Source organism: Micromonospora sp. NPDC005298 (assembly GCF_040607375.1).
GTDB lineage: Bacteria > Actinomycetota > Actinomycetes > Mycobacteriales > Micromonosporaceae > Micromonospora.
On the sequence record NZ_JBEXGP010000026.1, the window covers coordinates 1 to 13,498 of the forward strand.

8 protein-coding genes and 1 pseudogene are annotated in these 13,498 nt (G+C 71.5%); 5 read left to right on the plus strand and 4 right to left on the minus strand.

Annotated elements, in window-relative coordinates:
* Together ABZS77_RS25765 and ABZS77_RS25770 are read right to left on the minus strand one after the other, a co-directional pair.
* Positions 1–257, minus strand: a pseudogene (locus ABZS77_RS25765) (phytochelatin synthase); the annotation flags it as partial.
* Between the two features lie 905 nt (positions 258–1,162).
* Positions 1,163–1,369, minus strand: coding sequence for a hypothetical protein (locus ABZS77_RS25770; protein WP_354827747.1), 207 nt, complete (start codon positions 1,367–1,369; stop codon positions 1,163–1,165).
* A 19-nt stretch (positions 1,370–1,388) separates the two neighbouring features.
* Here ABZS77_RS25770 and ABZS77_RS25775 point away from each other — a divergent pair, with 19 nt between their 5' ends.
* From ABZS77_RS25775 to pulA, 5 genes are all read left to right on the plus strand, one after another.
* Positions 1,389–2,180: a collagen-like protein gene (locus tag ABZS77_RS25775; protein WP_354827749.1), complete on the plus strand. Its 792-nt coding sequence runs from the start codon at positions 1,389–1,391 to the stop codon at positions 2,178–2,180.
* 37 nt (positions 2,181–2,217) lie between these two features.
* Positions 2,218–2,607 (plus strand): hypothetical protein, encoded by a 390-nt coding sequence (locus ABZS77_RS25780; RefSeq protein WP_354827751.1) that lies wholly within the window; start codon positions 2,218–2,220, stop codon positions 2,605–2,607.
* Positions 2,608–2,718: 111 nt separating this feature from the next.
* Positions 2,719–3,393 carry a cellulose binding domain-containing protein gene (locus tag ABZS77_RS25785; protein WP_354827754.1) on the plus strand — a complete coding sequence of 225 codons (675 nt, stop codon included), beginning with the start codon at positions 2,719–2,721 and terminating at the stop codon, positions 3,391–3,393.
* Positions 3,394–3,460: 67 nt separating this feature from the next.
* Complete coding sequence (locus ABZS77_RS25790; RefSeq protein WP_354827756.1) at positions 3,461–4,138, plus strand: cellulose binding domain-containing protein; 678 nt, start codon at positions 3,461–3,463, stop codon at positions 4,136–4,138.
* Between the two features lie 107 nt (positions 4,139–4,245).
* Complete coding sequence (gene pulA, locus ABZS77_RS25795) at positions 4,246–9,747, plus strand: pullulanase-type alpha-1,6-glucosidase (protein ID WP_354827759.1); 5,502 nt, start codon at positions 4,246–4,248, stop codon at positions 9,745–9,747.
* 83 nt (positions 9,748–9,830) lie between these two features.
* Here the strand turns inward: pulA and ABZS77_RS25800 are convergent, their stop codons facing one another.
* Together ABZS77_RS25800 and ABZS77_RS25805 are read right to left on the minus strand one after the other, a co-directional pair.
* Entirely contained in the window at positions 9,831–11,465 is a 1,635-nt protein-coding gene (locus ABZS77_RS25800; protein WP_354827762.1) for a hypothetical protein, read from the minus strand.
* A 303-nt stretch (positions 11,466–11,768) separates the two neighbouring features.
* Positions 11,769–13,496 (minus strand): right-handed parallel beta-helix repeat-containing protein, encoded by a 1,728-nt coding sequence (locus tag ABZS77_RS25805; RefSeq protein WP_354827765.1) that lies wholly within the window; start codon positions 13,494–13,496, stop codon positions 11,769–11,771.
* Positions 13,497–13,498 lie beyond the last annotated feature (2 nt).

Sequence of the window (13,498 nt, forward strand, 5' to 3'; positions counted from 1 at the left end):
ACGTTGATGTTCTTGCCCTGCACACTCAGGGCGTTGCGGGTGGCGGCGGGGCCGCAGTAGTAGAAGTTCGGCTGCGCCTCGTAGCGCACGCCCAGCTCCCGCTCGCTGGCGGGCTTGCGGTCGGCCTGGGTCTGCGATGCGGGCTTGGCGCTGGTCGGGGCGGCGAAGGCGGTGGTGACGGGTCCGGCGATGGCGCCGCCGGTGAAGGCCAGGCCAGCGGCGGTCAGGGCGGTCTTACGGATCAGATCGGTACGCATGATGGCGTGCTCCTCTGCCTGTCGGGGGTACACGACACACCCCGGGGGGTGTGGGGCGTGCCGCACGTGCAAAGCGGGGGGAAGTCTTCTCACCCGGCGGCCCGTGCGGGCCGGCATCGGGAGACTGTGCAACAGCCGGGGGCGGCGGACCATTCCAGGCCTCACGGCAGGCGGCTGCTTGGTCGTGCCGGGGGATGTAACCGCGGCGGCCGGGCCGGTGTTCCCCGGGGGCCACCCTCGCCCCCGCGACCCGAAGTCGCGGCGGCATGCCACGTACAACGACCCCGCCCGGCCCCCGATTCCGCCCCCAGGGTGGCCCCGCCCACGGCACAAACCTCACAACGGCGGACACCACACATCAGCGCACCCGACCCGAACCCGACAGCAGACCCACCCGAACCCAAACTGCCCCCCGATCCCACCCACCCGAACTCAAACGCCCCGCCCACACCTCCCGAACCCAACCCCGACCACACCACCGAACCAACTCCGACCAAACCCATCCGAACCCAAAACCCCGACCACATCACCCGGCCGGACCAGTCTTCAAACCGGGCAATGCCACCGAAACCACACTCGACAACCCGAAGATCGCACTCGATCCAGGAAAGAGGCCCCTCGGCGGCGCGGGGAGGCCACTACATCAGGGATCGAGCACGATCATGCGAGCAGGGCCGGGTCCGCCCGGCAAAGGCCCTGCCTAGTGATCCCGCGCGGGGCGGCACGTTGCGGAGCCGGTCGGCCGCGAGCAGGCCGCCGCCGGAAAACGCGAGCAGGCCGGCGCCGGACGCCGCGAGTAGGCCGCCGTCGGAGAAGCAGCCGCGTCGGAGCAGTCTCAGAGCACCACCGGATCGGCGTGGACCTGCCCGCTCAGCGACGGGCGTCGTCGTGCCGCACGGTGTCGGTCACTCGTCGGAGGCGGAGCCCCGCGCGCCCTCCACAGGGGAGGTTTCCCCAGCTTGGGCGTGGCGTTCCAGGAGCCGCTGGCGGATCTCCTCGGGGGTGTACGCGCGCCGCCGTCGTTCGGCGCGGGCGATGACCACGCCGGAGGCCGCGACGCCGGCGAGGCCGGCCAGCCCGAGGACCTTCCACCACCGCATCCGTTGCCGCATCGGCCTAGGGTAGACCCTCATGAGCATCAGCCTGGATGAGGCCGTCGAATTGACCCGCACCGGTGACGTGTGGGTGTTCCGGGGCCGTAGCGTGCCGGACCGGGCGATCCAGTTGACCACCAACAGCCCGGTGAACCACGTCGGGATGGCGGTGGTGCTGGACGACATGCCGCCACTGATGTGGCACGCGGAGTTGGGCCGGTCGTTGCCCGATCTGTGGTCGGGCGGTCATCAGCGGGGTGTGCAGTTGCACGACCTGCGGGACGCGGTCTGCGTCTGGGCCAACCGGTACGGCCAGCGGGCCTGGTTGCGGCAGCTCGACCCGCCTGCGGACGGGGAGATGGAACGGGCCGTGCTGCGGACTGTCGCGCGGCTGGACGGGACGCCGTTCCCGTCGACGGCGCAGCTGGCGTGGCGGTGGGCGCGGGGGCGGGTGCCGACGTTGCCGCGTCCCGGGCGACTGGCGCGTCTGGCCGGCCTGCCGGGGAGAAGAGGCGAGCCGGGACAGCCTTTGGGCGCGGGCGAGCCGGCGCAGTCGGCAGGGGCGGGCAAGCCGGGACAGCCCCCGGGCGCGGGTACGCCGGCAGGAACGGGCGAGCCGGGTAAATCGGGTCAGGCGCGGGAGCGGGCGTTGGAGACGGCGTACTGCGCGGAGGTGGTGGCGGTGACCTACGAGGCGATGGGGTTGCTGCCGCCGGGGAAACGTCCGAACTGGTACGACCCGGGGCGGTTCTGGAGCGGGGACGACCTGGGTCTGGCCTCGGGTGCGCGGTTGGGTGCGGAGATCGAGGTCCGGGTTCCGGCGCGTTGAGGTTTGACCTGGCTGGTGACCGGCAATTGCTGTCGCCGTGAACGCCTCCACCGATCTCGACACTCTGGCGGACTTCTTCGACCGGTACGGCGTGGCGCTGGTCTCCGGTGACCTGCCGGCTCTCGCCGGCTGCTACGCCCTGCCCGGACTGGTGGTGGCCGACACGTACAGTTTTTCGTTCAGCTCGCCGGCGGCCGTCGCGCTGTCCTTCGTGGGCGCCGCCCCGGACTACCAGGACCGGGAGCTGGTCGCGGCGCACGCCCGTATCGAGGACGTCCAGCCGTTGTCCGCGATGCTGGCCATGGTGGCGGTGGAGTGGGAGTTCCTGGACAGCCGGGGGTGTGCGGTGCCGGGGGAGCGGTACCGCTATCTGCTGCGTACCGCCGATGCGGAGCCGGTCATCTGCACGGTCGTCCGGACGGCCTGATCGGCCGGGCCGTCTGCGCGACCGGCCCCTTCGCGGTGTCGGGTGGGCCGATCGGCCCGATCCGTCGTTGCTGGCTACGCTGGCGCGTCGGTGGGGACGAGGGGAGACCTGATGGCGGTGCGGCCGGAGGGTGCGGCAGAGGTGCGGACGGCCCGGGTGTTGGCGTCGGTGCCGTGGGTTGTGGTGCTGCTCGGCGTGTGTGTGCTTGTGGCGTTGCTGGTGGTCGCGTTGCTGTCGTTCCGTACCCGGGAGCGGGGTGACGGGCCGCGGGCCGCGCCGCCGGTGTTCCTGCCGACGGTGCCCGCGGCCGTGTCGCCGACGGGTGGGCCGACGCCGGCGGGGGTGGAGCGGCGGACGGTGTCGCCGCGGCCGTCGCGGAGCGGTCGGACGCCGTCGCCGCGGGTCGCCACGGCGTCGCCGTCGGCCACGCGGGTGAGCGCCCCGGCGGTGGCGCCGACGCCGGCGCGGACGGTGAGCGCGCGGTACGAGGTCGGTACGGACGGCCGGGACGGGACCGAGGCGGTGCTGTCGGTCACGAACTCCACGAGCCAGGCGGTGGAGTGGCGGGTGGAGTTGGCGTTCGACGACGACATGTGGGCTCTGCGGGTGTCCGACGACTCGGGGGTTTCGGTGTGGGGGCGGGGTGACGGCGAGTTCGTCGTGCGGGGTACCCGTTCGCTGGCCCCGGGCGACACCAGGACGCTGCGGTTGCGGCTGGGCTGGGGCGAGTCGGGGACCCGGCCGCTGCGGTGCACGGTCAACGGCGTCAGCTGCCGCCTGGGCTGATCGTCGGCGCTTCCCGGGCCCGGCCGTCGATCGCTACGCTGCCCGGACGGTCCGCTGAGGGAGGTACATGTCCGGCATGCGTCGTGCCCGTCGACCGTCCCGTGGTCCGGTAGCCATCGCGTCGTCGCCCTGGATCGTGGTGCTGGCCGGTGTCGTCGTGATGGTGGTGCTGCTCATCGTGGCGTTGGGCGCGTACCGGGGGCGGAGTCCGGCGTCGGACGCGGGGTCGCCCCCGCCGGCGTTGCCGTTGCCGCGGGTGCCGTCGGGTGAGCCGGCACCGGCGGCGACCGGGTCGTCGGCTCCGGAGTTGCGGCCGGGGCTGTCGCCGCGCGCGAGTGGGGTGCCGTCGAGCGGCCCGGCGGTGACGTGGGCACCGACGGTCGCCTCGACGCCAGCGCGGGAGCCCACGCGCGCTCCGCAGGCTCCGCCGCCGGTCAGTGGCCGGTACCGGGTCGTGCAGAGCTTCGACGGCGGGTTCATCGGCGAGGTGCTGGTCGTCAACGCGTCGGGCGTGCGCCGTGGTTGGTCGGTGCGGTTCGAGTTCTCCGGCGGTGGGCGGTTGGTGACGACCTGGGTGGAGGGTGTGCCACAGGGGACGGTGCGGCAGTTCGACGGCGGTTTCACGTACGTCAGTGGGGTTGACGTGCCGCCCGGCGGGTCGGCGGCGCTGCGCTTCCATCTGGAGCGGGCGTCCGTGACGCCGCGTGGGTGCACGGTCGACGGGGTGCGGTGTAGCGGGTTCTGATTGCCGCTTCCGCAAGGACGCTGCTTTGTTGCGACCATGTTTGCAAGGTATTGCAGAATGTTTCGGCAAGGGTTAGCGTGCGGCCAATCCACCAGAGGAAGGCGTCGATGAAACCCCCGCCGATACCGCGCACCGCCCTGCTGGCTCTCGTCTCACTGCTCACCGTCACCCTCGTCGGCGCCCCGGTCGCGGTGCGCCAGCTCGGCGCCACCGGCGATCCCCGTCCGTCCAGTGCCGACACGCTGGCCGCCGCCGGCGCCCTCCAGTGGCGCGACGAACCCACCGCCGACGCGTTGCTGAAGGCGGGCGACACCTCCGCACGTGCCGAGCAGTTCTACTTCGTCCTGCCGGACCGGTTCGCCAACGGCGACCCCCGCAACGACCGGGGCGGCCTCACCGGCGACCGGTTGCGCACCGGGCTCGACCCGGCCGACAAGGGCTTCTACCACGGCGGCGATCTCAAGGGCGTCATCGACAAGCTCGACTACATCCAGGGGATGGGCACCACGGCCATCTGGCTCGCGCCGATCTTCAAGAACCGGCCCGTGCAGGGCAGCGGCGACGACGTCTCGGCCGGCTACCACGGCTACTGGATCACCGACTTCACCCAGGTGGACCCGCACTTCGGCACCAACGAGGAGATGAAGCGGCTGGTCCGGCTCGCCCACCAGCGCGGCATCAAGATCTACCTCGATGTGATCGTCAACCACACCGCCGACGTCATCAAGTACGCCGAGGACAGGTACGCGTACGTGGACAAGGCGACCTCGCCGTACACCGACGCGCAGGGGCGCGCGTTCGAGGACCGCAACTACGCCGACGGCAGCCGGGCCTTCCCACCGGTCGACCGGGAGTCGTTCCCGTACACGCCGACGTTCGCCGAGCCGGGAGACGCCACCGTGAAGGTGCCGGCCTGGCTCAACGACGCCACCATGTACCACAACCGGGGCGACTCCACCTTCGCCGGCGAGAACAGCGAGTACGGCGACTTCTTCGGCCTCGACGACTTGTGGACCGAGCGTCCCGAGGTGGTCCAGGGGCTGACCAAGGCGTACGGGGACTGGATCGGCGCGACGGGCGTCGACGGGTTCCGGCTGGACACCGTGAAGCACGTCAACATGGACTTCTGGCCGCAGTTCAGCAGGGGTATCGAGCGGGCCGCCGAGAAGGCCGGCAAGAAGGACTTCTTCATGTTCGGTGAGGTGTACAGCGCCGACCCGGAGATCAGCTCCAGCTACGTCCGGCAGGGCGGCCTGCCAGCCACCCTCGACTTCGCCTTCCAGGAGGCCGCGCGGGGCTACACCGCCGGCGCCGGCTCGGCGAAGGCGCTTGCCGACGTGTACGCCCGCGACGACCTGTACGCCGCCCGGGACACCGACGCCGGTCGGCTGACCACGTTCCTGGGCAACCACGACATGGGCCGGATCGGTTCGTTCATCGCCGGTGGTGGCACCGGTGCGGGCAGCCATCTGCGGCGTGACCAGCTCGCCCACCAGCTGATGTTCCTCACCCGTGGCCAGCCGGTGGTCTACTCCGGCGACGAGCAGGGCTTCACCGGCCCCGGCGGTGACAAGGACGCCCGGCAGGACATGTTCGCGTCGAAGACCCCCGACTACCTCGACGACGACCTGCTCGGCACCGACCGCACCCACGCCAGCGACCAGTTCGACACCGGCCATCCGCTGTACCGGACGATCGCCGAGCTGGGCCGGCTGCGCCAGGCGCACCCGGCCCTGCGCGACGGTGTGCAGGTCACCCGCTACGCGGCCGACGGCCCGGGTGTCTTCGCCGCGTCCCGGATCGCTCCCGGCGACCGCACCGAGTACGTGGTGGCGGTGAACAACGCCGACACCGCGCAGACTGTCACAGTGGACACCTGGTCGGCCGGCACCACCTTCACCGGCATCTACGGCGGCTCGGGCACCGCAAGGGCCGGCGCCGACGGCAGACTCACCCTCACCGTTCCGCCGCTGTCGGCGGTGGTGCACCGGGCCGGCACACCCGTGGCGCGGCCCGCCGGCAAGCCCACCATCACCATCACCAGCCCGGCTCCGGACGCGCCGGTCGCCACCCGGGCCACCGTCACCGCGCAGGTGACCGGTGACCCGCTCGCGACCGTCACCGTCGCGGCCCGGGTCGCCGGGGGGAAGTGGACGCTGCTGGGCAGCGCCGACCGTGCGCCGTACACGGTGCAGCACGACCTGACCGGCCTGGCCGGCGGCACCCGCGTCGAGTACAAGGCGGTGGTCCGCGACGGTCGGGGCCGCACCGCCACGGCCCGGTCCACGGCCGTCGTGGGTACGCCGGCACAGGGCAGTTCCCGGGACTGGGCGGTGGTGCACTACCAGCGCCCCGCCGGTGGGTACGACGACTGGTCGTTGTACGCGTGGGGTGACATCGACCCGGCGTACGTCACCGAGTGGCCCACGGGGCAGCCGTTCGCGGGCGAGGACTCCTACGGCCGGTTCGCGTGGGTGAAACTCAAGCCGGGCGCCAGGTCGGTGAGCTTCCTGGTGGTCGACTCCGACGGGAACAAGGACGTCGCCCAGGATCGCAGCATCGACGTCACCTCCACCGGCGAGATCTGGCTCAAGCAGGGTGACCCGACGATCTACCCGAGCCGGCAGGCGGCCGCCGGTGCACCGGCCCCGCCGGTCGAGGAGGGCACCGCCGTGCTCCACTACCGGCGGGCAGACGGCAACTACGACGGCTGGGGCCTGCACCTGTGGGACGGCGCGGCCACCCCGACCGACTGGGCGAGCCCGCTCAAGCCGACCTCGGTCGACGCGTTCGGCGCGGTGTTCCGGGTGCCGCTGGCGGCCGGGGCCACCGGGCTGAACTACATCATCCACAACGGCGACACCAAGGACCTGCCGGACGACCAGCGGCTCGACTTCGCCAGCGCCGGCCGGGAGGTGTGGCTGCTCGCCGCCACGCCGGGCCGCCTGCTGCCGACGAACGCGACCAGCGCCAGCGGGGACACCGACATCAGTCGACAGAAGGCGCACTGGATCGACCGGTCCACCGTGGCCTGGCAGACCGGACCCACCGACGGGAAGACGTACGCCCTGGTGGCCGCGCCGGCCGGCGGGGTCGGCATGGTCGACGGCGAGCTGACCGGCACGTACACCAGTCTGCCGTTGTCCGCGCAGCGCAACGGGCTCACCGAGGCCCAGCGGGCGGCCTTCCCGCACCTGTGGTCGTACCGGACCTTCACGCTCGACCGTCGTGACCTGGCCAAGGTCCCGGCGGCGCTGCGGGGGCAGCTGCTCGTCACCGAGCGCGACGCGGCGGGCGCCCTGCTCGGCGCGACCGGCGTGCAGATCCCCGGCGTGCTCGACGACGTGTACGCCCGGGCCACCGACGCCACGCTCGGCCCGACGTTCGCCGGCCGTACGCCGAGCCTCGCGCTGTGGGCGCCGACGGCCCGGATGGTGGCGCTGCACCTGTTCGACTCGCCCACCGCCCAGCCGACGACGGTGCCGATGCGCCGTGACGACCGCACCGGTGTCTGGTCGGTACGCGGCAGCCACGCCTGGGTCGGGAAGTACTACCGCTACCAGGTGCAGGCGTGGCAACCGGCGGCGCAGAAGATGGTGACCGCCTCGGTGACCGATCCGTACTCGGTGGCCCTCGCGGCGGACTCCACGCACAGCCAACTGGTCGACCTGAACGACCCGGCGCTGGCCCCGGCCGGCTGGCGTACCCTGCGCAAACCGGCGCCCGTGCCGGCGGCGAAGGCGCAGATCTCCGAGCTGTCGGTGCGGGACTTCTCGATGGCCGACGACACCGTGCCGGCCGAGCGGCGGGGGACGTTCCTCGCCTTCACCGACCCGAAGACCGCCGGGATGACCCACCTGAAGGCGCTCGGCGACGCCGGTGTCACCCACCTGCACCTGCTGCCGGCGTTCGACTTCGCGACCATCCCGGAGAAGCGCGCCGACCAGCGCCAGCCGGCCTGCGACCTGGCGGCCCTCCCGCCGGACTCCGCGGAACAGCAGAAATGCGTGGCGGCGGTCGCCGAGACCGACGGCTACAACTGGGGGTACGACCCGCTGCACTACACCGTGCCCGAGGGCGGCTACGCCGTCGATCCGGCCGGCGCGGCGCGGACCACCGAGTTCCGCCGGATGGTCGCCGGGGTGAACGACGCCGGCCTGCGGGTCGTCATGGACGTCGTCTACAACCACACGTCGGCCGCCGGCACCGACGACACGTCGGTGCTCGACCAGATCGTGCCCGGCTACTACCACCGGCTGCTGGAGGACGGGACGGTGGCCAACTCCACCTGCTGCGCCAACACCGCCCCTGAGCACGCCATGATGGGCAAGCTGGTGGTCGACTCGCTGGTCACCTGGGCCAGGCAGTACAAGGTGGACGGCTTCCGCTTCGACCTGATGGGGCACCACCCGAAGGCGAACATCCTGGCCGTCCGCAAGGCCCTGGACCGGCTGACAGTCGCCCGCGACGGCGTCGACGGCAGGGCGATCCTGCTCTACGGCGAGGGGTGGAACTTCGGCGAGGTCGCCAACGACGCCCGGTTTGTGCAGGCCACCCAGGCCAACATGGCGGGCACCGGCATCGGCACCTTCAACGACCGGCTGCGCGACGCGGTGCGCGGCGGTGGCCCCTTCGACGCCAACCCGCGCGTGCAGGGCTTCGCGTCGGGGCTCTACACCGACCCGAACGGCGACGCCGTCAACGGCTCGGCTGCCGAGCAGAAGGCCCGACTGCTGCACGCCCACGACCTGATCAAGGTGGGGCTCACCGGCAACCTGCGCGGCTACCGGTTCACCGACACCGCCGGACGGCAGGTCACCGGGGCGCAGGTGGACTACAACGGCTCCCCGGCCGGCTACACCGCCGCTCCGGGGGAGGCCGTCACCTACGTCGACGCGCACGACAACGAGATCCTGTACGACGCGTTGGCGTACAAGCTGCCGCAGGGCACCTCGGCGGCGGACCGGGCCCGGATGCAGGTGCTGGCGCTGGGCACCGTGGTGCTGGGGCAGAGCACCGGGTTCGTCACCGCCGGCACCGAACGGCTGCGGTCGAAGTCGCTGGACCGCAACTCGTACAACTCCGGTGACTGGTTCAACCAGATCCGCTGGGACTGCGAGCAGGGCAACGGCTTCGGCGCCGGCCTGCCACCCGCGCCCGACAACGAGGACAAGTGGTCGTACGCGCGGCCGCTGCTGGCCGACCCGGCGCTGGTGCCGGACTGCTCGGCGATCACCACCACCGACGCCCGGTACGCCGAGCTGCTGCGCATCCGGGCGTCGTCGCCGGTGTTCGGTCTGCCCACGGCCGAGCAGGTGCAGCGGCGGGTGGCGTTCCCGCTGTCCGGGGAGCGGGAGACCCCGGGCGTCCTCACCATGACCCTGGACGCCCGTGGCCTGGGCGGGCCGTGGACGTCGGTGACCGTGGTCTTCAACGGCACCCCGACGGCGGCGACGCAGACGGTGACCGGTCTGCGCGGCGCGGACGTGGCACTGCACCCGGTGCTGCTGACGTCGGCCGACCCGGTGCTGCGCACGGCCGCTTTCGACCGGGCGTCCGGCACGTTCTCGGTGCCGGCGCGCAGCGTGGCGGTGTTCGTCCAGAAGTGACGACGGACCGGCCCCCTTCCGCGAGGTGCGGAAGGGGGCCGGTCCTTTCGTGTCGGGTCGTGCCCGCTGTCACCCGAGGGTGATCAGGCGAAGCAGTTCTCGATGGCACCGCCCGGGATGGCCAGGCAGTTCGTCGGACGGTTGGCGGTGATCGCCGACTTGTCGTCCACGTTCACCTCGCCGAAGAAGGTGAAGACACCGCCCGGGGCGAAGGTGGAGAAGTTGTGGGCGACAGTCGTCTTCGACAGGGTGACCTCGCCGAAGATGTCGAAGATGCCGCCGCCGACCCCGATCGGGCCGATGGCCCGGTTGCCGACGACATCGCTGTCGCGCAGCGTGGTGACGCTGTCGGCGTTGAAGAGCCCGCCGCCGAAGAAGCCGGCGGTGTTGTCCTTGATGCTGCTCTTCTCGAACGTGACGGCACTGTCGAAGGCGATGGCGACACCGCCGCCGACGCCGGCCGTGCTGTTCTTCTCGACCGTGACGTTGTGCAGGTTCAGCTGGCTGTCCGCCGCCGCGAGACCACCACCGGCGAGGATCGCGGTGTTCGAGGCGAACTTGGTCTCGTACGCCGTGGTGTTGCCACCGATGTCGAGCAGGCCACCGCCGAAGCCGAGCGTCTCGTTGTCGGTGATCTCGGCCTTCTTCAACTCGACTGTCCCGCCGTCGACGTCGTCGGTGAAGATCGGGGCGGCGCCGTTGGAGATGCCGCCACCGCCGATGACCGCGGTGTTGTCGGTGATCTTCGACTCCTCGACCTTGAGCAGGCCGGCGTTGAAGACACCACCACCGAAGAAGAAGGCGGTGTTCCGGGCGACGGTGCTGTGCCAGATCTTCGTGGTGCCGAAGTTGGCCACGCCACCGCCGTTGCCGCCGGACTGGTTCAGGACGACCTCGGACTCCAGGATCTCGGCGGTGCCGCCCGGCTGGACCAGGATGCCGGCGCCGTCGGTCGGCTCCGGCTCCTCGACGAGCGGCGTGACGACGCCACCCTGAGCCTTCGGCGTGGCCTTGGGTGCGGCCTTCGGCGCCGCCTTCAGGCCCGCCTTCGGGTTGGCCTGGCGGGCGGTGAGCGCCTGGTTCAGCGGAACGCCCGCCTTCACCTGCGCGGCGATCGCCTCGGAGTCCGAGTAGGACGCCCAGACGGCTGCCGGCTCGACCGCGTCGAACAGTTCGAGGGTCTGCCCACCCTTGATGGTCAGGCCCTTGATGGTGAGGTGCCCACCGCTGCCGACGTTGAGGATCCGGAAGTAGTCCGCCGTGGCTTCCCGGGCGATCGTCGTGTGCTCACCCTTGAGGGTGATGTTCTCGGTGATCACCGGGAGGCCGTTGCCCTGGTAGTCGTTGCGGCTCAGGTTGTAGGTGCAGCCCTTGGCCAGCTCCAGCACACCGCCGTGCTTGTTGTTGGCGAAGACGATCGCCTGGATCAGCTTGTCGGTGTCGCAGGGCACCTCCTTCCCGCGCTCGTGGTCCTTGTCCCGGTCCTTGTCCCGGTCCTTGTCCCAGTCGCGTCCCTCGTCGCCGCGCTGGTCACCGTCCTTGCTCACCTGCGCGGTGTTCCAGTTCAGGCCGACCGCTCCGGCGCTGCTCGCGACGCCCACCGCCGCGAGACTGACCACGCCCGTCAAACCGGCCACGCCGCTGGCGAGCCAGAGCTTGCGGCGACGCTTGGCCGCCGCCCGCCCGGAGGCTTCGTTGTTCGTTAGGTAGTTGGACATCGGAGCTCTCTGCCCTCTCCTCGTACCAGACAGGGTCGCCGCCCTCAGGCGGGCGTCCCCTGCTACAAATCGGTTGTAGCTCCCAAAACCAACTTATGAGAATGTTCCTCGCCTCGCGGGCTTATCCGAAACAACCCCACATTAGGTTCGTAGCGGGCCGGCAAGGGTCGGGAAGCCCCGGCGGGGGACGCGCCCCCCAAGCGGGCCGCAGGGCCGGTGAGCAGCCCAAATGGGTACGCCCCTCCGCGCCGACGACCGGCTCGGAGGGGCGCGCCCTCTATGTGGATCAGCCACCCGTTCCGGTCAGAAGCAACCGGGAACGTTCAGGCAGTTGGTGGGGCGGTTGGCCGACACCGCGGACTCGTCGTCAAGTCGTACGAAGCTGCCGAGGCCGTTGGAGATCCCACCCGGCGGCAGGGTCGCCACGTTGTGCGAGACCGTCGTCCGGCGCAGGGTGACCTCGCCGCCGTCGGTGTTGTAGAGGCCGCCGCCGCTGCCGAGCGGCCCGACGGCACGGTTGCCGACCACCTCGCTGTCGCGCAGCGTGGTGACGCTGTCCTCGTTGTAGAGGCCGGCGCCGAAGAACCCGGCGGTGTTGTCCTTGACCGTGGTTTCCTCGATCGTCGCGGTGCTGTCGAAGGTGACCGCCACGCCGCCACCCACACCGGCGGTGCTGTTCCTGGACACCGTGGCCCGCTCGAGGGTGAGCTGACTGTCGGCCACGGCCACCCCGCCGCCGGCGAGAAGGGCCGTGTTGTCGCTGACCGTGGTCTGGTGCAGCGTCGTGGTGCCCTCGACGTCCAGGACTCCACCGCCGAAGCCGAGCGTCTCGTTGTCGGTGATCTCGCTCTTGTAGACCCAGACCGAGCCGCCGTCGACGCCCTCGGTGAGGATCCCGACCGCGCCGTTGGCGACGCCGCCACCACCGATGATGGCCGTGTTGTCCTTGATCTTCGACTCGTCGACCTGGAGCACCCCGGCGTTGAAGATGCCGCCGCCGTGCAGGAAGGCCGTGTTGTGCGCCACGGTGGTCTTGCTGAGCCTGGTGCTGCCGAAGTTCGCCAGCCCGCCACCGTTGCCGCCGGACTGGTTGTAGAGCACCTCGCTGTCCAGGATCTCCGCCCGGCCACCGGGCTGCACCAGCACCCCGGCGCCGTCGTTGGTCCCCGGCTCCTCCACCAGCGGCGTCACCGCCGGCCCGGCCGTCGCGGGCTTGACCGCCGTACCCGTCGCCACCCTGGCCGCCGTCGTGACCACCGACTTCGCGGCGGGCTTGGCGGCCGTCGTGGCCGGCTTGGCAGCGGTGGTCGCTGCCGGCTTGGCCGCTGGCTTGGCGGCGGTGGTCGCTGCCGGCTTGGCCGCTGGCTTGGCGGCGGTGGTCGCTGCCGGCTTGGCTGCCGCCGTGGTCGGCTTGGCCGCGGCCGTCGTGGTCGGCCTGGCCGCCGTGGCCCGGACCGACGTCGAGTACGGGGCCCACACCGTCGCCGGGTCCACGGTCATCGCCTGCTGGAGGGTCTGTCCGCCCCGGATGCTCAGGCCCTTGAGGACGAGGTCCCCGCCTGGGCCGACGTTGAGGATGCGGAAGTAGCCGGCGGTGGCCTCACGACCGATGGTGGTGTGCTCGCCCTTGAGGGTGATCGGCTGGGTGATGACCGGGAGGCCGTTGCCGTCCTGGCTGCGGGTCAGGAGGTAGGTGCAGCCCTTGGCGAGTTCCAGCACGCCGCCGTCGGTGTTGTTGGCGTACGTGATCGCCTGGATCAGCTTGTCGCTGTCGCACGGGACCTGCGTGCCGCGGTCCTTCTCGCCGTGCCCGTCGGCCCGGTCGTCGAAGCCGCTCCAGTCGTCGCCGCTCCACTCGTCGTCCCGGCCGCCGCTCTCCGTGGCGCCGTCGGCGTTGGCCCCGGCGTCGCTGACGTTCTGCCGGTTGGTCGACGGCTGGGCGTCGGACACCCGGTCGGAGCTGGGCTTGTCGTCGCGGGCGGCAAGGCCGCCGAGGGCCGCGAGGCCGACCACGCCTGTCAGTCCGGCCACGC